Origin of the sequence: Halobacillus sp. GSS1, from assembly GCF_017307035.1 — a bacterium.
In the GTDB taxonomy this organism is placed as follows: domain Bacteria; phylum Bacillota; class Bacilli; order Bacillales; family Halobacillaceae; genus Halobacillus; species Halobacillus litoralis.
Genome location: NZ_JAFLHE010000002.1, coordinates 319,291 through 339,412, shown reverse-complemented (window position 1 = coordinate 339,412; position 20,122 = coordinate 319,291). Strand labels below are relative to the sequence as shown.

At 47.1% G+C, this 20,122-nt stretch carries 24 protein-coding genes; 3 read left to right on the top strand and 21 right to left on the bottom strand.

All coding sequences use genetic code 11. From position 1 onward, the window contains the following. Positions 1-40: 40 nt before the first annotated feature. From J0K78_RS08185 to J0K78_RS08165, 5 genes are all read right to left on the bottom strand, one after another. Positions 41-436: a secondary thiamine-phosphate synthase enzyme YjbQ gene (locus J0K78_RS08185; protein ID WP_206946222.1), complete on the bottom strand. Its 396-nt coding sequence runs from the start codon at positions 434-436 to the stop codon at positions 41-43. Positions 437-440: 4 nt separating this feature from the next. Next, positions 441-1,409, bottom strand: coding sequence for a diaminopimelate epimerase (gene dapF, locus J0K78_RS08180; RefSeq protein WP_206946221.1), 969 nt, complete (start codon positions 1,407-1,409; stop codon positions 441-443). Positions 1,410-1,484: 75 nt separating this feature from the next. Beyond that, positions 1,485-3,509 (bottom strand): iron ABC transporter permease, encoded by a 2,025-nt coding sequence (locus J0K78_RS08175; RefSeq protein ID WP_206946220.1) that lies wholly within the window; start codon positions 3,507-3,509, stop codon positions 1,485-1,487. Positions 3,510-3,523: 14 nt separating this feature from the next. Next, positions 3,524-4,534: an ABC transporter substrate-binding protein gene (locus tag J0K78_RS08170; protein ID WP_206946219.1), complete on the bottom strand. Its 1,011-nt coding sequence runs from the start codon at positions 4,532-4,534 to the stop codon at positions 3,524-3,526. A 225-nt stretch (positions 4,535-4,759) separates the two neighbouring features. Beyond that, positions 4,760-5,581, bottom strand: a complete 822-nt coding sequence (locus J0K78_RS08165) for a helix-turn-helix domain-containing protein (RefSeq protein ID WP_206946218.1) — start codon at positions 5,579-5,581, stop codon at positions 4,760-4,762. 348 nt (positions 5,582-5,929) lie between these two features. On the opposite strand from J0K78_RS08165, the gene J0K78_RS08160 reads away from it, so the two are divergent. Beyond that, complete coding sequence (locus tag J0K78_RS08160) at positions 5,930-6,226, top strand: hypothetical protein (RefSeq protein WP_206946217.1); 297 nt, start codon at positions 5,930-5,932, stop codon at positions 6,224-6,226. 25 nt (positions 6,227-6,251) lie between these two features. Here the strand turns inward: J0K78_RS08160 and J0K78_RS08155 are convergent, their stop codons facing one another. The 13 genes from J0K78_RS08155 to J0K78_RS08095 all read right to left on the bottom strand — a co-directional run bounded on the left by J0K78_RS08155 (position 6,252) and on the right by J0K78_RS08095 (position 16,469). Beyond that, positions 6,252-6,458 carry a cytochrome C oxidase subunit IV family protein gene (locus tag J0K78_RS08155; protein WP_146813506.1) on the bottom strand — a complete coding sequence of 69 codons (207 nt, stop codon included), beginning with the start codon at positions 6,456-6,458 and terminating at the stop codon, positions 6,252-6,254. 20 nt (positions 6,459-6,478) lie between these two features. Then, positions 6,479-6,853: a cytochrome aa3 quinol oxidase subunit IV gene (gene qoxD / locus J0K78_RS08150; protein ID WP_206946216.1), complete on the bottom strand. Its 375-nt coding sequence runs from the start codon at positions 6,851-6,853 to the stop codon at positions 6,479-6,481. 1 nt (position 6,854) lies between these two features. Then, positions 6,855-7,460: a cytochrome aa3 quinol oxidase subunit III gene (qoxC, locus tag J0K78_RS08145; protein ID WP_206946215.1), complete on the bottom strand. Its 606-nt coding sequence runs from the start codon at positions 7,458-7,460 to the stop codon at positions 6,855-6,857. A 1-nt stretch (position 7,461) separates the two neighbouring features. Further along, on the bottom strand, positions 7,462-9,405 hold the full coding sequence (gene qoxB / locus J0K78_RS08140) for a cytochrome aa3 quinol oxidase subunit I (RefSeq protein WP_206946214.1): 1,944 nt from the start codon (positions 9,403-9,405) through the stop codon (positions 7,462-7,464). Positions 9,406-9,429: 24 nt separating this feature from the next. Further along, positions 9,430-10,377, bottom strand: coding sequence for a cytochrome aa3 quinol oxidase subunit II (gene qoxA, locus J0K78_RS08135; protein WP_206946213.1), 948 nt, complete (start codon positions 10,375-10,377; stop codon positions 9,430-9,432). A gap of 430 nt (positions 10,378-10,807) precedes the next feature. Next, positions 10,808-11,842: a zinc-binding dehydrogenase gene (locus J0K78_RS08130; RefSeq protein WP_206946212.1), complete on the bottom strand. Its 1,035-nt coding sequence runs from the start codon at positions 11,840-11,842 to the stop codon at positions 10,808-10,810. 101 nt (positions 11,843-11,943) lie between these two features. After that, positions 11,944-12,384, bottom strand: a complete 441-nt coding sequence (locus J0K78_RS08125) for a GyrI-like domain-containing protein (RefSeq protein WP_206946211.1) — start codon at positions 12,382-12,384, stop codon at positions 11,944-11,946. A gap of 40 nt (positions 12,385-12,424) precedes the next feature. Continuing rightward, on the bottom strand, positions 12,425-12,841 hold the full coding sequence (locus J0K78_RS08120) for a GNAT family N-acetyltransferase (RefSeq protein WP_206946210.1): 417 nt from the start codon (positions 12,839-12,841) through the stop codon (positions 12,425-12,427). 93 nt (positions 12,842-12,934) lie between these two features. Then, a complete protein-coding gene (locus J0K78_RS08115; protein WP_206946209.1) occupies positions 12,935-13,438 on the bottom strand; it encodes a DUF4188 domain-containing protein in 504 nt (167 codons plus the stop codon). A 13-nt stretch (positions 13,439-13,451) separates the two neighbouring features. Next, a complete protein-coding gene (locus tag J0K78_RS08110) occupies positions 13,452-14,015 on the bottom strand; it encodes a GNAT family N-acetyltransferase (RefSeq protein ID WP_206946208.1) in 564 nt (187 codons plus the stop codon). Between the two features lie 126 nt (positions 14,016-14,141). Next, positions 14,142-14,609: a thioesterase family protein gene (locus J0K78_RS08105; RefSeq protein WP_370551094.1), complete on the bottom strand. Its 468-nt coding sequence runs from the start codon at positions 14,607-14,609 to the stop codon at positions 14,142-14,144. 13 nt (positions 14,610-14,622) lie between these two features. Beyond that, on the bottom strand, positions 14,623-15,576 hold the full coding sequence (locus J0K78_RS08100) for a 3-hydroxyacyl-CoA dehydrogenase NAD-binding domain-containing protein (protein ID WP_206946206.1): 954 nt from the start codon (positions 15,574-15,576) through the stop codon (positions 14,623-14,625). Positions 15,577-15,578: 2 nt separating this feature from the next. After that, positions 15,579-16,469, bottom strand: coding sequence for a beta-keto acid cleavage family enzyme (locus J0K78_RS08095; RefSeq protein ID WP_206946205.1), 891 nt, complete (start codon positions 16,467-16,469; stop codon positions 15,579-15,581). A gap of 365 nt (positions 16,470-16,834) precedes the next feature. On the opposite strand from J0K78_RS08095, the gene J0K78_RS08090 reads away from it, so the two are divergent. Beyond that, positions 16,835-18,379: a BCCT family transporter gene (locus J0K78_RS08090; RefSeq protein ID WP_206946204.1), complete on the top strand. Its 1,545-nt coding sequence runs from the start codon at positions 16,835-16,837 to the stop codon at positions 18,377-18,379. Between the two features lie 13 nt (positions 18,380-18,392). Beyond that, positions 18,393-18,797, top strand: coding sequence for a carboxymuconolactone decarboxylase family protein (locus J0K78_RS08085; protein ID WP_206946305.1), 405 nt, complete (start codon positions 18,393-18,395; stop codon positions 18,795-18,797). 51 nt (positions 18,798-18,848) lie between these two features. On the opposite strand, the gene J0K78_RS08080 is transcribed toward J0K78_RS08085, so the two are convergent. The 3 genes from J0K78_RS08080 to J0K78_RS08070 all read right to left on the bottom strand — a co-directional run bounded on the left by J0K78_RS08080 (position 18,849) and on the right by J0K78_RS08070 (position 20,083). Beyond that, positions 18,849-19,391 carry a TetR/AcrR family transcriptional regulator gene (locus tag J0K78_RS08080; RefSeq protein WP_206946203.1) on the bottom strand — a complete coding sequence of 181 codons (543 nt, stop codon included), beginning with the start codon at positions 19,389-19,391 and terminating at the stop codon, positions 18,849-18,851. A 75-nt stretch (positions 19,392-19,466) separates the two neighbouring features. After that, on the bottom strand, positions 19,467-19,691 hold the full coding sequence (locus J0K78_RS08075) for a hypothetical protein (protein WP_206946202.1): 225 nt from the start codon (positions 19,689-19,691) through the stop codon (positions 19,467-19,469). Positions 19,692-19,894: 203 nt separating this feature from the next. Further along, positions 19,895-20,083 carry a hypothetical protein gene (locus tag J0K78_RS08070; protein ID WP_160912593.1) on the bottom strand — a complete coding sequence of 63 codons (189 nt, stop codon included), beginning with the start codon at positions 20,081-20,083 and terminating at the stop codon, positions 19,895-19,897. Positions 20,084-20,122 lie beyond the last annotated feature (39 nt).

Below are 20,122 nucleotides of genomic sequence, written 5' to 3'. Positions count from 1 at the left end.
TAAAAAGGGAAGGCACCGATCACGGGCCTTCCCTTCTCTCTTATAACAACTTCGCAACAAATTTCCGGCTTCTCGGTCCGTCAAACTCGCAGAAATAAAGCCCCTGCCAAGTCCCGAGTACGAGCCTGCCATCTTCCACAAGCAGTGTCTGAGCATGTCCGACGGTACTCGTCTTCATATGGGCAGCCGTGTTCCCTTCCGCATGGCGATCTTCCGGATGATCCCATGGGTACACTTCACGGAATCGGCGCAGCATATCAGTCTTCACATCAGGATCGGCGTTTTCATTTACCGTGAGACCTGCCGTCGTGTGCATCGATTGTACAACGACAACACCGTCCTTGACGCCTTCTTCACGGATCCAGTCCTCGACCTGGCTGGTCACATCGATCATTTGATCGTGGTGATTGGTTTTCACATGGAATGTTTTTAACATAGCATCAACCTCCAATTTCTGAAGCGGCAAACGCTTCTAGTTTTTTATAGATCGCATTTTCTTCTTCAAAAAATTGCTTCTCTGAAACTTCAAACGTGCGGGCATCTAAGTTGATGTCGACCTCTGCTTGATAGACATTGGTTCCATTCCCCCGCAGCTGGATCGAGAAACGTCCCTCTTGTTTCTCAACGACACAGTTGACGAGGCCACCTTTGTTAATGACGACGATTGGTGTATCCAAATCATTCGGTCCAAGAATGGTCGAGACTAACGATGAAGCACTCATGGCCGTACCGCACGCGTTCGTCAAACCGACCCCACGTTCGAACGTCCGGACAAAGATTTTGTTTTTCTCTAACACCTGCACATAGCTGACGTTCACGCCATTCGGAAAAACTTCCGGTAACGCGTTCGCTTTTTTCCCAACCGACAGCAGCTCCTCCTGGTCAACGGAATCCATAATGCTTACGATATGAGGGTTCGGAACACTAAGAGCTGTAAACGTACGTTCCTCTGACAATTCTGGAATCTTCATATCAACGGCTTCTTTTCCGTCGAGAATCATCGGCAAGGACTCAACCTCAAAGCTGACCGGCTCAATCATGACAGAGAACGTATCGATCTCCGGGAAAATCTCCTCCACTTGTGAAACGGGAAGGACCGCTTTTTCTGTTTCAATCGCGATTTCCTTTTTGCCGAGTTTCTCAATCATATGTCGCGCGACACAACGCAGGCCGTTGCCGCACATTTCGGCTTCCGTGCCGTCGGAGTTGAACATCCGCATCCGGCCTTCCGCTTTTTCACTCGGCATCACAAAAAGAATGCCATCCGAACCGATTCCGTCTTCACGGTCACATAATAATAACGAGAGTTCCTCGCGCTCTTTTTCTGAAAAACCAAAGTCGTTTTCAATCTCGTCAATGAGGATGAAATCGTTCCCTGACCCGTGGCATTTGATGTATGGAATCTTCATAATATAACTCTCCCCTGGCGTTCATTTTTTCATTATCATAGCATACATACGCGGAAAAAAAGAAGCGTGTGACCGTTAAGTCGCACGCTTTTTCATCAACCATAAAAAGTAAGGGGCTCCAATCAGGGCGACGAGTATCCCTGATGGAATTTCATTCGGCGCAAGCAGTGTCCGGCTGAACAAATCCGCAACGACCAACAGCGCTCCGCCGATCAGCATTGTCACAGGCAGAAGCTTCTGGTTGACGCTTCCGACAAGCAGCCTGGCAAGGTGAGGCGCAATCAGACCGACAAAACCGATCGAGCCGACGGCAGCAACACTGCAGGCAGCAAGGAGTGTAGCAATCAATGCCATTTGGAAGCGGACGTTCACGACACGAAGTCCAAGTCCTTTGGCCGTATCATCTCCGAGCGACAATACATCGAGCGTTTTAATGTAAAAAGCAAGCAGCGGAATGAACAACAATACCGGCCAGATCAAGTATTGCAGCAGTTCACTCCACCCTTTAGCATACGTTGTTCCGGAGAGCCACGTTAACGCTGAGGCTACGCTGATATCCGCCTGGACCACCATGATTTGAATAAGCGCCGAACCGAAGGCAGACATCCCGATTCCGAGTAGCGCCAGTACAGTCGGTTGGAACTCCGCTTTTGCCCCGAGAGCCATGACGATGATGAAGAAGACCAACGCGCCGGCCATCGCACCGACCGGAATCCAAACGGCTGACACACTGAACCAGTACATCGTCATCAAAGCACCGACCCCTGCACCGGAAGTGATGCCGATAACAGAAGGGTCCGCCAGCGGGTTTCGTAGTACCCCCTGAAAAATAAGACCACTGACAGCGAGAACCGCTCCACTGAACAAAGCGACAAGCGCACGAGGCAGTCTCAAGTCTATGATCAGGTTTTGTAAGAAAGTGTTCGCTTCCCCGAAGAACGCGTTGTAGGTAACCAACGGCTCAAATCCGTAGTTTCCAGAAGCAAGGCTGACAAGCAGCGTAATCGTGATAAGCGCCAGTAAAACGGGCAGCAGTTTTTTCATCGAAAGGGTTGCGGAATTCTTCCCGGCCATAATCGCCCCGCTATTCTGACTGCCTGTCTGTTTCATGCGCATGACAAGCCAGATGAGCCACGGTGAACCGACAAGCGCTGTAATGGCTCCGACCGGCAGTTCATTGAAGGACGGATCGATGACTCTTGCAAGGACGTCCGCTAAAAGCAGTACGTTTCCTCCCCATAAAAACGACCCTAAAATGAGCGGCAGGTGGGCACGGTAACCGATCAGCTTGATCAAGTGCGGCGCGACCAACCCAACGAAGCCGATCGGCCCGACAATACTGACGGTCACACTCGTCAAAAGCACAGCTGCGGTGATCGTCACGACTTTAACACGGCGCACATTCTGCCCAAGCGCTGTCGCGACATCGTCCCCGAGGGTGAGCGTGTCAAGTTTGCTGGAATAGATCAGAGACACAATCACTCCCGCGATGATCACAGGAAGTGAAAACGTGACGCCGCCCCAGTCGTTCTGGATCAGTGTGCCGGATCCCCACAAAAACAGCCCCTGCGTTTCATTTTCATAAAAAATCTGCAGGACGGAAGTGAGCGCGGAGAATAGGAACGTCACGATCATCCCGGCCAGCACCATCCGGACAGGGGTTGCATCCGAACCACCCGATAAGACGTAAACGAACAGGAACGTCAGAATACCGCCGAGAAAAGCGGTCATGATCCCATTGCCGACCATAGCGGTTGGCAGGAAAATCGTTGTCACAACGACCGCAAAATACGTTCCGGAATGAATGCCGAGCGTACTTGCAGACGACAACGGATTTTTCGTAACGGTCTGCAGAATCACCCCGGATACGGCCAGTGCCCCACCGGCAATGATCCCCATTACGGCCCGCGGCAGCCTGAGTGTACGAACCGTATGGTGCTGGAGCGTATCCTGAGGATTGAAGATTGATTCAACCACAACCCCCAGCGGTATTTCCACATTCCCTTGATTGATATGTATAAATGTTAAAAGACACAACAACGCGGTCCCACCTCCGAAGGTGAGAACCGCAATCATTGTGTTCTTAAGCGTAGAATTCATAACATCCACTCACTTTATTTTTCTTCAAGAGCTGCGTTGACCACTTGTTCAGCTAAGACTTCTGCGGATAGTGGTCCACCGAATGTCCAGGCATCCCCTGGCATTTGATACGTACGATCCTCTTTTACGAACGCAAGATTTTCCCAAACCGGATTACCTGACAGCTGTTTTTCGAAAATGTTGTCTTCTTCCTGAACGATGTAGAAGAAGTTGGAGTCCTGATAATTTTGCAGCGCTTCGACAGTTGTTTCCGTGTAGCCGTATACTTCCAGCTTTTCAGACTCATAATCATTCTTCATGCCCATGCTGTTCATGATCTGTGCGACCATGGAGTTATCTGTGAACAAACGAAGCGTCGGCGTGTCCTGCATCGTGAACGCTTGAGTGATCACGTAGTTCATGCCATCTTTCCCTGCCTCCTCAAGGCGGGCCTGCTGCTCTTTGAATGTCTTCTCCATATCAGAAAGGACCTGTTTAGCTTTGTCCTTTTTATCGACGATTTTTGCCATCGTATTGAACTCTTTTTTCATATTCTTGAACTGATCCTGTGCTGCTTCTTCAGAGTATGGCGCAAACATGACTGTTGGTGCGATGCTTTCCAAATCCTCTTTGATGGCATTGTGACGGAAATCAACACCAATGATCAAATCAGGATTCAAACGAGAGATTGCTTCCAGGTTCGGCTCCTGACGTGTTCCTACGTCTTCCACATCTTCGCTGAATGGAATACCGACGTTAACCCAGTCTCCATACTGATCAAGACCAGCGACACCAACCGGCTCCATGCCAAGCGCCTGAAGGTTTTCCGCGTACGTCCATTCTAAAACCACTACTTTCTTCGGTGTTCCTTCAATCGTCTGCTCTCCGTTCGCGTCTTCAATCGTAACCGAACGCGTTTCCTCTTCTGTTGTTTCTTCTTCCTGATTCTCGGTTCCTTCACTCTCTGAACCTTCTTCAGATCCGCCGCCACAGGCAGCTAATACGACAAGCCCAAGCATAAGGGCAAATAACCAGAACTTCTTCATGTTCGACATCCTTTCACCTGTTTCTATTATGTAGAATCCTTGATCAATCGCTTCATCTTTATACCCTTTTATAAAATTTCAACGAATGATAAAGATTCTCATTATCATTACAATCATTATGCTATCCTATACTCTCATGCCTGTCAATGAAAACTTTTCTCAATTACAACCAGGACTGATGGTTAGGCCGCTATTTGCTTACTAAGTCGCAATGGCGTTACTACATTACGAATCCATTTCTTCCAACCAGTCATAGAAAATCAATCCTCTTCCCGCCTCAAAAGCTTCTTTCCTTACCACTTGTTTAAACACTTCCATCATTCCTCCATAAAAATAGCGCAGCAATTCTGTACGCACCATCCCTTTTTTATAAGCAAAAACCGCCTGTCTGAGCGTCTCATTAATCTTATCCATATAGTGCTCGACCGGCTCCTGCAGCTTCCATTGTTTATACGCACTTTGAACCGTCCGCCAAGCCGGTAACACCTGCTCCACGCCTACAAATGGCAAAGAGGTATCAATAAAAGAAGCAGGGATGAAAGAAGGCAAAAACGACGCATCAAACGGTACTACTTTACTAAAAGAAGATTTTCTCTGTTTTTTCTCTGTTTCAGGTGTGGATTTGGCTGCTTGAGGGTTGTCCTCTTGAGGGTTTTCCGTTTTTTGTGGGGTGTCAGGAAGGGTGTCATGAGGGGTGTCTTCCGAGGGTAAAAAAAGATCCGGCTGCGGGAGGAACACAAGCAGGTTGCCACCCTGTCGTCCGTTCGGTTTTTTCGTTACGACTTTTTCAATCAGCTTCTCGGTCACGAGGCATCTTAATGAACGAACCACGGTGCTCTCGCTCAATCCGGTCCCTTTCACAATCGTTGTTCTTTTCGGAAAAGCAACACCGGGAAACTTGACAGCATGACGCCAGATGAACGTCAGTACCTTGATTGTCCCCTCTGACAAGGCTGCTTTTCTTTTATATAAAAAACTGCGAACATGCAGGTCGAGCTCTTTTTTATCTTTGAACCGCTGCTGGTCCTTTAAGCTGTTCCAATCCATATTTCTTCCACTCCTATTTTACAGTCTCAAACTATAATCGATAGAAGTGACAGTTTGGTGTCTAAAAAAATGAAAATTTTCATAAAATTTAGAGTTCAGACACTTTGGATGGCCTTTAGGTCACTTTCCCGCGACGTTAAGTCACTTTAACTGCCTGCTCGGTCACTTTCACACAGAACGACCCATCCGAAACCTCCAAAAAACCTGTTTAAACAGGCCCCAAAACGGTAATTCTAAAATTGTCGGCCCAATTTATGAACATTTTGTGTCCAAAGTGCGAATTTTTTGTTACAATAATATCAAAGAAAACGTTTACATTAAGGAAACATCAATAAGGAGATGATTTTCATGGGTGCGATCGTAATGTTCTTGATTTTGGCGACAGTGGCTCCATTTCTATTCTTACAAGCGAAAAAGATGGCTTTCGCCGTCGCGCAATCGATTCTGCTCATCGGCATGTGGCTGTATTTCTTCCAGGTGACGATGTACTCAGATCCAGGAGTATTTTCCATCACATGGTCGATGTTTTATCTCGGTTTGATCGGCGCACACGTCGCCTGGGTGATGTTCATCGTGGCAACGGTGAAATCAAGCCCTGGTTACAAAGAGAGTTTAACCAAAGAAAAAGAAACGCTCCTTTCCTGATTCCAGGAAAGAAGCGTTTCTTTTTTTAATCTCTTGGCTGCAGCTTGTACAGTTGGATCATCGCCTGTACGAAACTGAAGCCAGTCAGAATATATAAAACGAATTTAGGGTCATAGGAGGAATAAAGCGCACCGCCTAAGGAAAAAGCCGTCAGCAATATGCAAAGAACGAATCCAACTAAATCTTTCCACGGCCATCCGGCCTCCATCGGCATGTTTTGTTTTTGTTCCATCCTATTAACCCCCGTTTGTTTTAGTGACCGCTATGGTCTTCTGATTGCTGTTCCTCGTGCTGCTGATTTTCACCCATATCCCCGTGGTCTCCATGGTCATGCCCGAAGGACATAACGAACAGGGAGCCTGCGACAAGGATACCAGCGAGTGCAAATCCGTGGAACATCATGTTCCATGGTACATGTCCATTTCCGCTTGACGCTTCTGTGACGTGCATGAACATGAACAATTGAACGCCTGCCTGCAATAGAGCCAGAATCATGATGCCGATGATGACCCATGTGACAGGCAGATCGGATTGAATCGCTGCCCAGGCGGCCACCAACGTCATGACGAGTGACAAGATGAATCCAATGACGTGATTCATCGGTACGCGTTTTTTAGAATCGGCCATATTAAATCACCATCCCAATCAAATAGACACTCGTGAAGATGAAGATCCAAATGACATCAAGGAAGTGCCAGTATAAGCTGATGATAAAGAATTTACGGCTTGTGACGTTTGTCAGTCCACGCTGCTTGATTTGGATCAAGAGCAGAATCGCCCAGCCGATACCAAGTGTGACGTGCAGTCCGTGTGTACCGGCAAGGATGAAGAACGCTGACCAGAAAGCACTGGACTGGATCGTCGCTCCTTCGTGCGTATAATGAACGAATTCAAAAATCTCAAAGCCAAGGAAGCCAAGACCAAGAGCTAACGTAATGATCATCCAGAGCATCAGCCCTTTGACAGATCCCCTTCTCATTTCATGTATTGCAAGTCCACAAGTGAAACTACTCGTCAATAGCAGGAAGGTCATGACAAGAACGATGCCCGGTTCGAACAATTCGCTTGGCAGCGGTGCATCGGCCGTACGACCGAATAACACCGCATACGTTGCGAAAAGAGTAGCGAAGAGGACGACTTCGGCTCCAAGGAAAATCCAGAAGCCCATGATGCCCATCTGACCTTCCTGGGTGCGATATTCTAAAGGACCTGTTTTCAGTTCTTCCGCAGCCATATCATAACCCCCTCGCTTTTTTCTCTGTTCGTTTGATTTCTTCCACCGGTACATAATAGCCGTCGTCGTAATCGAAGGAACGGCGAATCATCATGAATACGGCACCGATCAATCCGAAGACGGCTACATACATCCATTCGAAGACGAGACCGAAACTGGCAAGTCCGAGAAGGGCCATCATGATGAACGGCTGTCCTGTGTAACTTGGCATGTGAATCGGCTTCACTTTGTCTTCTTCAAACGTCGTCTTGCCTTCTTCTTTCATACGGATATATGGATCGATTTCATCGACATATGGAACCGTTGCAAAGTTGTAATAAGGTACTGGTGTCGTTGTCGCCCACTCAAGCGTACGACCATTTCCATTCCAGGAGTCGCCTGTTGTTTCGCGCTCGCTGTAACGGAAGCTGTAGTACACGTTGTAAACGAACACGATGAAACCAAGTCCCATTCCGAACGCACCGACGGTTGAGATGACGTTCAATGGAAGCCATTCGGCGACGTTCGTGATGAACAAACGACGCGGCATGCCGTCAAGGCCTAGGAAGTATTGCGGGAAGAAGCAGACATGGAAGCCGAAGAAGAACAACCAGAATGCCCATTTACCCAAACGCTCGTTCATCTTGTGACCGAACATTTTCGGATACCAGAACACAAGACCTGCGAAGCAGGCGAATACAGTACCAGCGATCAGCACGTAGTGGAAGTGCGCGATCAGGAAGTACGAGTTGTGGAACTGAAAGTCCGCTGCCGCCATACCGAGCATGACACCTGTGACACCACCAAGAATGAAACTTGGGATGAAGGCAAGGGACCAAAGCATCGGTACAGTGAACTCGATTTTCGATTTATACAAGGTCGCAAGCCAGTTGAAGATCTTCACTCCGGTCGGTACGGCGATCAACATCGTCGATACAGAGAAGACGGAGTTGACGAAGGCGCCGGCACCCATCGTGAAGAAGTGGTGGACCCATACTAAGAAACTGAGCAATGCGATGACGATCATCGACCAGACCATCACATTGTAGCCGAACAGTCGTTTTTTCGCGAATGTGGCGATGACTTCGGAGAAAATACCGAAGGCAGGAAGAATAACGATGTACACTTCCGGGTGTCCCCACATCCAGAACAGGTTCGCCCACATCATCGGCAGGCCTTCCCCTGTCAAAGTAAAGAATTGTGCACCGAATACACGGTCAATCGTAAGTAGTGCAAGAGCTACTGTCAAAATCGGGAACGCGAATACGATGATGAAACATGTCACCAATGTCGACCATGTGAAGATCGGCATATGGAAAAGCTTCATGCCAGGAGCACGCATTTTTAAAATCGTCACCATCAGGTTGATCCCTGTAGCAAGGGTACCAATTCCTGATAGCTGCAGTCCCATCAGATAGAAGTTTTGTCCAGGTCCAGGGCTCATCGCTGCACCGGAAAGCGGTGTGTAACTTGTCCACCCGGCATCCGGAGATCCTCCGATGACGAAAGAAATGTTGAAGAGCGCCATTCCGAAGAAGAAGGACCAGAAACTTAAGGCGTTCAAATATGGAAACGCGAAGTCACGCGCTCCGATCTGAAGTGGAACGATGATGTTCATGAGTCCGATCAAGAACGGCATCGCCATGAAAATGATCATGATCGTTCCGTGCGTTGTGAAAATTTCGTTATAGTGCTGGGAGTTCAAGAATCCCAAATCAGGAAATGCCAGCTGCACCCTCATCATCATGGCGTCCACGCCACCACGGAATAACATGAGAAGGGCACTTAAAATATACATGACACCGATTTTCTTATGGTCAACGGTAGTCAACCATTCACTCCATAGCCATTTCCATTTTTTGAAATACGTCAGAATGAAAAGGAGGGCGATCCCAACCAGGGCCATTGATACCATGGCACCATAGATGATCGGTTCACCGGTGACTAGAATATCTGTAATGTGCATGTCTTCACCTGCTTTCTTTACGTTCTATTGGAAGCTTTCTTGTTTTTCAATTTCATATAAATGAAGCTTCTCTTTAAATTGTTCACGGTACTTTTCAACGACGTAGCCCATTTCTTCTTTCGTATGGTGCTTCACATAATCCAAGTGTGTGTTGGAATAGGATTGTACGTCGGTCATCCCAGGTGCCAGCAGTTCATCGTAACGTTCTGCTGTCAGCTCTGGTGCTTCATTTTTGATTTCCTCTGCCCATGTATTGAACTCTTCATCACTCTCGGCATAAACCTTGAACGTTTGAGCAGCAAAACCTTCCCCATTGAAGTTGGAGTTACGTCCATCGTAGACCCCTTCTTCATCGGCCTGCAGATACAATGTCGTCATCATACCGGCCATGTTGTACTTTTGACCGCCGAGAGCCGGAATCCATAGCGCTGACATGGAATCTGCGGATGACAGTCTGAATTCGATCGGACGATCGGTCGGGATGTGTAAGTAGTTCACGGTTTCAATATCCTGCTCCGGATAACTGAAGAACCATTTCCAATCCGCGGTTGTCGCATAAACAACGAGCGGCTCTTTCACCTCTTCACCGGCAGCGGGCTCCGGAGGCTCCTCCAGATCGAACAGTGTCGTAACCGTCGGTATGGATAATAGGACAACAATAATAATAGGAATAATTGTCCAGATGACCTCAATCGTCGTATTTCCATGGAGATTCGGGTCATAGTCACTTTCTTTACGTCCCGGTCGGTTCTCTCGGTACTTGATGAGCATGTAGGCAAATAGAGCAAACACGACAACAATGATTCCAAGCATGAACCAGAGGGAGTATACAATCAGGTCATATTGACTTTGAGCGACCGGCCCTTTGGGATCGAGCACAGTCATTTCCAACTGCCCGCACCCGCTTAAGAAAAGAATCAAGCCGAGCGGCAGCAAACCTAACCATCTATTGCGGAGATGTTTAGCTTTCATGAATCTTAACCCTCCTATCAATCTGTTAAATTATAAGTATAAAACTCGGAAACTAGGAGCTGTTATACGTATCAGGGCTTGACTGATTATATCAGATTTTGCGGAATTTGAAGTACAAGTTCACAACTTTGTCATACATCGTTCACGAACTTTTAATAAATCCGCCACATGATAGACGCTTTCAAGGAAATTACTAACAATTTAATAAAAATAAGGATGTGCGTTCAGGAAGGGATTGGTATTTTATAACGTCGAATAAACAAGAACAACCGGGGATGATGCGCTCTCCCATCTCCGTTCCCTTCCAGCAGGTGAACCAAAACCTTTTCCATACATTCGTAAATAATAAGAAATTCAACTTTAAAGAAAAAATAAAGAACCTGTTTCACTATAAAAGTGAAACAGGTTCTCAGAATTGATGAAACACCTTTTATGGAAGAAGGACGATTTTTCCTTTTTTGCCCGATTCCTTGAAATACTGCTGGGCTTCCTTCGCTTCTTCTAAAGGGAAGGTACGATCGATCACCGGTTGTATTTTCTGTTCAGAAATCGCTTTTAACATGCGTTTGAATTCTTCCCGTGTACCTAAAACAGATCCATACATCGTGATGTGTTTCAAATAAAGGGTGCGGAAATCGAGTTCTGTTTTTTGACCGCCGGAAGAACCGGATGTACAGAATTTCCCGCCTTTTTTAAGTACGGTCAAAGCCGTAGAGAACAAGGCATCTCCGACGACGTCAAGCACGGTATCAATCGGACCGCCGTTGGCCTCTAAAATTTCATCAGCCAGGTTCTCAGATTTATAAGACAGGACATGGGTCGCTCCGAGTTCCTTCATTCTCTCTTCCATACTCAAATCTCCGACGAGGGCGATGACATCCGCTCCGAAGACTTTGGATGCGATTTGAATGTTAAGCGAGCCTACCCCGCCGTTGGCTCCTGTGACCATCACAGTTTCGCCCGGTTTCGGCTGCACTTGTTCAACCATATGCCACGCAGTCATTCCACTGACAGAGAACACACAGCTATCCGTATAGTCTTCAAGAGGCATATCAAAGCAGAGCTCTGCCGGCCACACCACATACTCGGCATATCCCCCATCATATTCTGATCCGATGAAGGACATGTCTTCCGAAATGTGTTCTTGTCCATCCGGGCCACTCGATGTGAAAGGAAACAGAACGACGTCTTTGCCCATCATTGTCTCATCGACCTGGTCACCGACCTGGACCACTTTCCCGGTAATATCAGACCCCGGGGTACGAGGGAATTGAACGCCTTCCGGACGCCAGCCTGACTTGCCGCCTTGCCCGTAAGCCCCTTCCCTCATCCAGATTTCTGTATTATTGATGGCACAGGCTTTCACCTGCACGAGCACTTCGTTTTCTTTCGGTTCCGGAGTTGGGATATCCACCAGCTCTAACTGATCGACATCACCGTATCCAGTCACTTGTACAGCTTTCATCTCAAGGCACCTCTTTCCGATTCGCTTTTCTCATCTAATATGCGACATTTATCATATGGTTATTCAATGTCTCCATCAAGTAATCAGCTCACAGCATCTATTCAGGAACTGATCATAGGCAGAAACAACTCGACATCTTTCCCATTTTCCGTTGGATGATACGTTTCTACAATGTAGGAGAGCCAATCCCGTGTGAGTTGTTGTTCAACTATCCACTGCCCTGCTTCTTCATAAAGGAGGTCAACGCGATCGATGGTCCCTCTGGTCGAGACATATGTGCCGGAAACCTCCAAATATTCCATTCCTTTAGGCACATGGCTTGGTTTATCTTTGACCAGGACACCTACATAATAATGACCCTCGAGGTGATCTTCCCCCATCTTTGGTTCAAAGAGGGCGATTTCGATATTGGTTTGTTTTTCTATTTCCCTCGTCCGATGAAGAAGCTGCCTCGCAAACTCAGGAACTTCGGTTGCAAAATTTTCAAAAGCCCCGTGACCCTTGATGCCGACAATGCGAAAGGTGTGAGTAATTGTTTGCATGGTGAAACTCTCCGTTCTGAAGGAACCGACTCATCATCATTTAGAGCTCCTTCATTAAATAGTAGTGCTTAAAATCTCTTCCCACTTGTTCCAATACCCCAAACTCGCGATATCCATGCTTTTTGTAAAAATCCAGGGCTTGAAAACTAAGGGTGTCCACTTTGATAAAATCGCACGCTTTTTCAGAAGCCGCTCGTTCTGCTTCCATTAATAATTTTGAACCATACCCTGACCCGCGAAGCTCTTCATCCACCATGAGGGTATGGATCTCGATCCAGTTCCAGCAGATTTCACCGAGAAGACCTCCCCTCACCATTCCCTCATCATCCTCTACATAGAGCTGGATTTCTTCGTACCGTCCTTTTAAATCTTCAGGAAAGTGCTTTAAATTATATTCGTACAATTGATGGTTGAGTTTGTTTTTGCTGGCGTGCTTATGTTTTTTGCTTATTTTCACTTTCTCTTTTCTCCAATCTTCGAATCACTTTCAGACGAGTTTCTTCCATTAATATTCCTCCTGCCCATGGATCAGGATGGAAACCCTTGCGCTTTATTTAAGGGAAGCCATATCCCGCTCTTCCTCTTTTTTGCTTAATCTTTGTTTCGCTGAGGCTGTACTTGGCAGGACAGGGACATGCTTATAAGCTTTGGCAAGCCCGAACAAAGGCATATTCCCGTAAATGACTTCATGATCCCCATCCTTTACTTTATACGTTTCGTGGAAGATCCCGACAGCCGGATTGTCCTTCACTTTTCGGTTGAAATTTCTCCACGCCTTCAAATGCTTCGGTGCTCTGGCATAAGCATAAAGTTCTTCTTCCGAGCGCCAATACTGAATCATTAACGTCGTACGTAAGTTGAAGAAATTTTCCAAAGAGAAGAATCCATGATCCTTTTGAGTGTAGAGCTCCTGAACCATTGGGGGCATCGCAAGGAAAACAGGCAACCATTTATGGATGGCCAGCCACTTGTTCACCCTCATCCCAATTAAAAAGACGATCACTTCATCATCAGCTTCCGCTGTATAACGTCCCGAAAATACTTTACCGGCCATATGTCTCCTCCTTTTATATGAAACGTGCCATCAATAGTGTAGAATAATAGCGGCCATCGGATAGCCGCTTGTCTTTTTTCAGCTCACCTTCCACTTCAAAACCAAACCGCTTATACACATCCATCGCTTTCTTGTTTGTTTCAAGCACACGTAAGTTTATTTTCAAGATTCCATTTCTTTCAGCCCAGCGAATCGAATGCTGCAAGAGTTCTTTTCCGACACGATGTCCCCAGTAATCTTTTAGCACTCCTACACCAAAATCCACTTGATGGGAGAGCCTCTTCAAATCACTGCCCGCACATCGGCTGAAACCAATGATGACCCCTTCAGATTCTGCGACCAGGAACAAACGGTTCGCCCCTGCTCTATCCTTATTGATGAGCTCTTTTAAATCAGCCTCACTTAAGTAATCCTCTCCCTGTTCCCGGTCAAGGTATTCCGTTTCACCATCAATCTGAAGCCTTACTTTAGAAAGTTCCTTCGAATCTTCCTCTCGAGCGACTCTTACTGTATACGACAAACCACGAACCATATATGTACAGCTTTCCACCTTCTCCACACACCCTGTTAACGTCATATAATTCTAAATATTCCCTCCATTATACCATGAATGATAAATCTCAATCGGAATAATGAATGGAAGAAAAAGTAAGACCTGGTCACCCATAAATTGGGTGACCAGGTCTTACAGATAATCCCATATTCACTTCCTACGAATGCCGATCGTGCGGCCGACTTGTTTGGGTTGTTCTTGAGCAGATGTTTTAGCGTACTCTTCTTTCAGTTTCCCAGCTACTTCATCAGGGAATGGTGCAGGGCGGCCTTCGTTCTGGTCGATGCCCATAAGCATCTCTTCAAGCGTCGCAGCAATTTCCCCGTCAGCATTGTGCATTTCCAAGAACAGATGGATACGCTTCGCATCAAAGTCCAAAACGCGCGCGGAGACTTCAAAAGCTCCCCCCTCATGCATCTCCTTCAAATAACACGTATGCGTCTCCAAAGTGTAAATGGTGTACTGGTACTGCTCACGGCCTTTTTCATCGAGTCCGATGTAATCGATGAACGCATCTGTAGCCAGGCTGAATGCCCGATTGTACTCGGCATCATTCATGTGGCCATTGTAATCGACCCATTCGCTCGGAACGGTTTGTTTGTAAGAAAAGGATGACACAGAAACCCCTCCTTTACGCTTTTGTTTTTTCTGTTTCCTTCGGCCAGTATTCCTGAACAAGATCATAAAGACGAATCAGAAATTCATTACGGTTCTGATCGAGTTCAGACATGCTCATGCCGTTCGACTGCTCTTCACATCCGGTCACGACTTTCTCGTACAACTCATCTGTCAGTTCCGGCGCTTCAAGCTTCGTCCATGGTTTTTTCAATGCCGGTCCGAACTGTTTCAACATGTGACGCATGCCGCCTTCTCCACCAGCAAGGTGGAAGGTAAGGAACGGTCCGTACTGCGCATAGCGCATGCCCGCCCCATGGGTGAAGGCTTTGTCCACTTCCTCTGTGGTTGCGATGCCTTCATTGACGATATGCAGGGATTCTCTCCAAATCGCTTCAATCAGTCGGTCAGCGATGTGCCCTTCAATCTCATGACGCACAAGCAGCACACTCATGTTCAAGCTTTCATAAAAAGCCTTCGCTTTGTCTACGTTCTCCGTCGTCGTCTGTTTTCCTGCCACGACTTCTACAAGCGGCAGAATATACACCGGGTGGAACGGATGCGCAACGACAACGCGTTCCGGGTGCTCCAAGTTCGCCTGCAGCTCAGATGGCATGATGCCTGACGTACTGGATCCGATCAAGGCATCAGACTTCGCATGTTGATCGATGTTCTTCAGAACCGTCTGCTTCAACTCTTCCACTTCCGGTACGTTTTCCTGGATAAAGTCCGCATCCTTCACGGCATCCGCCAATTCTTTTTCAAACGTTAAGCGGTCTTTGGATGCTCCTTCCGCAAGCCCAAGTGCTTCAACATAAGGCCATGCCTGATCGACCGCACGGCGCATGCGCTCTTCTGCTCCTTCTGCTGGATCTGTCGCGACGACGTCATACCCTTGCGCAAGCATGCGGGCGATCCAGCCGTTTCCGATGACTCCTGTGCCGACGACGGCTATTTTTTGTACAGTCATGATTACTTCCCTCCGTGTGGATTTCTAAGATTGTAATAGTCACGTGCTTCCTGCGGTGTCATTGGCTCAAGATCAAGGCCACGAAGCATCGTCACCGCTTTGTCGACAAGCTGTTCGTTTCGGGCGACCACACCTTTAGATAGGTAGATATTATCCTCAAGACCCACACGAACATTTCCGCCAAGCATCGCCGCTTGAGACGCTATCGGCATTTGCATACGGCCAATGCCGAACGCGGACCAGTGCGCATTCTCTGGAATACGGTTCTTCATGTAAAGCATCGTTTCCGCATCAGCGGCTGCTCCCCACGGAATACCAAGGCAGAATTGATACATCGGATCGCCATCAATCAAGCCTTCTTCAACCAGTTGATTGGCAAAACGGATGTGCCCGGTATCGAAGCATTCAAGCTCCGGCTTCACACCACTTTCCTGAATCAGTTTCGCCTGATCACGCAGCCAGTCGGTCGGGCTCATGTAAATCATGTTGCCGAAGTTCGTACTTCCACAGTCCAGCGTGCACATTTCCGGTAAAAGTTCTCCCACCGGTTCATGACGCTCCGCTGGCGTTTGGATGTCTGTTCCATCACCACCAGCTGCTGGTGTATTCAAGCTTGGAATAAAATCACCGCCGCCTCCTGATGTGATATTAATGATGACATCCGTTTCTGATTCACGGATGCGATCGACGATTTCACGATAGTGCTCCAAGTTATGACTGATTCCACCTGTTTTCGGATCGCGGGCATGGACGTGAGCCACCGTCGCGCCTGCTTTTGCCGATTCAATCGCAGATTCTGCGATTTCTTTCGGTGTTACAGGTACATGTGGATTTTTCTTCATTGTATCTCCCGCTCCTGTCACGGCAGATGTCAGCAATACTTTATTTTTCATTCCAAAGGTCCTCCTTTGAATTTGTTTGTTTAACCAACCAGCACAAACTATACCATCTGGACTGTTTAGTTTCAAATGCTTTTTATGGATTTTTCATTAAAACCTTTTTTCTTCCCCTGTATGAGGGACATCAACGACTCTGCCATTCAAGCAATTTTTCCTCTTTCACAATAGATGAACAATAAACAAAGCACAAAACATACGAAAATCAGTGAAATATAACTTCCCATCCTATCATTCCTTGAATATTGCTTTATATTCTCCCATTTGCACCCTTATCCATGTTTTGAAACAAAACCGTCCAGATTGTACAGTTTAAAAAGTCACATATGAAACAATCGCATTTGAATAAAGGAGGAATAGCCATGAAGAAACAACTCATGGACTGGAAAACGTTCGGAGGCGCACTCGCCTTATTACTATTCGTATCATTGCCTCTGATCATTTTCCCTGAACAAGGAAAAGAGATTGTGCTGGCGGCGAATGAGGTCGTTACACAACGATTAGGATTCTTATTTTTATCTGTCGGATTAATTATGCTGCTCTTCTTACTGTTTGTCGGAGTAAGCCGCTATGGAGATATCAAGCTCGGAGACGCTGAAACAAAAGCGGAATTCAAAACGAGCTCCTGGGCAGCGATGCTGTTTACGAGTGGAATAGGAACGGGGATTCTTTATTGGGGCGTGATTGAGTGGGCCTACTATTACCAAGGACCTCCCTTCGGCGTCGAAGCAGGTTCCAATGAAGCGATTCAGTGGGCATCCACGTATGGGTTCTTCCACTGGGGGCCGATCGCATGGGCGATGTTCGCGATCCCCGCTTTACCGATCGGCTACATGTTTTTCGTGAAGAAAACCGATGTGTTCAAAATCAGTGAAGCCTGTCGCCCTGTGCTCGGAAAATACACAGATGGCTGGGTCGGACGGCTTGTCGACATTCTGTTTATGTTCGGACTGTTAGGTGGAGGCGGAACAGGACTTGCGCTTTCCGCACCAATTATTTCAGCTGGTCTAAACAATTTGGTTGGTATTCCCGATACGATGACAACGAAGTCGATCATTCTGCTGTTCTGTACATTGATCTTCGGCCTGAGTGCATATTCGGGTTTACAAAAAGGAATCCGCCTCCTCAGTGATATCAACTTGTGGCTCGCGTTCATCCTGTTGATTTTCATCTTCACTGTCGGACCGACGACATTCATTACAGAATCGACGACTTCTGCACTCGGCCGGATGATGGACAACTTCTTCCTGATGAGCTTATGGTCAGAACCGTTCAATGACCTTGCCTCCTTCACCCGGACAGGATTTCCTGAAGGCTGGACCGTCTTCTACTGGGCATGGTGGATTGTCTATGCTCCGTTTGTCGGCTTGTTCATCGCCCGGATTTCCAAAGGCCGGACGATCCGCCAAGTCGTTTTCGGAACCATCTTGTTCGGAAGTTTAGGGACGATCCTTTTCTTCGGAATCTTAGGAAACTACTCCATGTATCTCGAATTGAGCGGGCAGTACCCAGTTATTGAAACCTTGAACCAGCAAGGAGCACCGGCGGCCATCATCGGCACGCTGACAGAACTGCCGCTCGCAACACTCGCGATTATCGTGTTCATTCTGCTCGCCACCATTTTCTTATCGACGACTTATGACTCCGGCTCGTATGTCATTGCATCCGTTGTGCAAAAACACGTCGAAGATGAACCGCTGAAATGGAACCGTCTGTTCTGGGCCTTGGCATTATCCATTCTGCCGATGATTTTCATGAACATGGGCGGACTGACAACCCTGCAGACGATCAGCATCGTCGGTGGTTTCCCGCTTCTGATCATCCTGCCGATCCTCGGATGGTCGTTCATTAAAATGGTCAACGAAGACCGTGCTAAAGAAGAAAAAGAAAACAAGAAAGCATCTTAAGAAAGGAAGACACATCATGACTACTCGCTATGAAAAAGGACTGGAAACCTTAAAATCCTATACAGATGAAGAAAAAGGCACCAACCATTTTGAACTGATGAAGGCTTTGCAGGATATCGCCCCGGACCTCGGAAAATACATCATCGAATTTGCCTATGGCGATATTTACAACCGCGATCATTTGAGTAAACAATCCCGTGCCCTGACCGTGCTGTCAAGCCTTGTCACCCAAGGGTCCGGCAGTTTGCCGCAGCTGGAGCTTCACATCAATACCGCTCTAAATGCCGGCCTCTCGGAAAAAGAAATCATAGAATCGATGATGCAGTTGATTCCTTATGTCGGTTTTCCTTCTGTCATCAATGCTCTTACCCAGGCAAGAAAAGTGTTCCAGGAACGCACGGAAAAGGCCTACGCATAAACTTTCTACAGGCAAAAAAATCACCAGCTCTTTCAGAAGAGCTGGTGATTTTTATTTCGGTTTATATGTTTGTTCGTTCAATCGTTCAAGCACCTGTTTTCTGAGCGTCGGTGGCAAATTCCCGAGCCCGAAAATCTCAGACAGCCATAACCCATCGACCGCAAGACGCAGGATTGTCGCATCGACCTGGTCGAGGCCGTCATGCTCGATATGATTCTGCCAGTCGGCATATGTATCCTGCAAAGGTTTCAACAGTTTGGGATTGATCCCTTGAGCGGCGAGCATTCCGGAACTGAGCGGACGGTTTTCCGTACTTTTATCATGCATGACGTTAATGAACGACCGTGCCCACTTCCCTGTGTCCTCTTCATCGTTTTCTACTAATTCTTCCACATTCTCACGATAGACATCGTTCATGTACTGAACGAGACCTTCTACAAGCGCTTCTTTTGTGGAAAAGTGATACAACAGTCCACCCTTGCTCACTTCTGCGCGTTTAGCGACAGCGTCTAGTGTAAGCGCATCGCTCCCCTGCTCGCGTACGACAAGTGCGGCTGCTTCCAGTATTTTTTGCCGTTTCGATACTCTTGGCATGTACTTCCCTCATTTACGTTCTTTTTCTCTTCATGTTACCAGTATTTATAGGGGTTATCAATTTGAGGGAACGCCCTACTCATTCTTCCGTCGCTTCTTTTCGTATGCATTTCCGACGACATAGCTGACGGCAACTGCCAGGATAAAAGGAACGACTGAACCACCCATCGTAATCCCATCTGCTGTCTCTTCATAAAAAGAAAACATAAACAGCTTGTAGTCAACCGTGTGACCAATGGCTAAAAGAAATGCACTGACTACTATGAAAGTGAGGAACCCAATCAAGACCGTCTTCCACATTTTTGTGCCCCCCTCCTATTCCCTTGAAACTCATAAACCTTTCCTTATATGTATGCATAAAGCATCATAATCACGCTTTATTGTATCAGAAACCCCTATAAATGGGTAAAAGGATTCTATATACAATGACAGCACACAGGAAAGGTACACACTTGTTTCCCTTAAAAGTGTGTACCTTTCCTATTTATCGTACCAGCCTTGACTTACGCGTGACTCTTTACGTTCTCAAGCGCCATAAAATAATTGAGCACGAACTGACGCACTTCCCATTCAGGAACTTCCTTCACGCCATCCGTAAACACCGACTGATGATAAGAATAATTTCCGAAATGACTACGTTTCCCTGAAATAAGATCGGCCATCACTTTGTTCGTCTTCTCCATGTACTGCATGCCCATCATCCTTTCTATCACTAGCATAGCCAGAATACG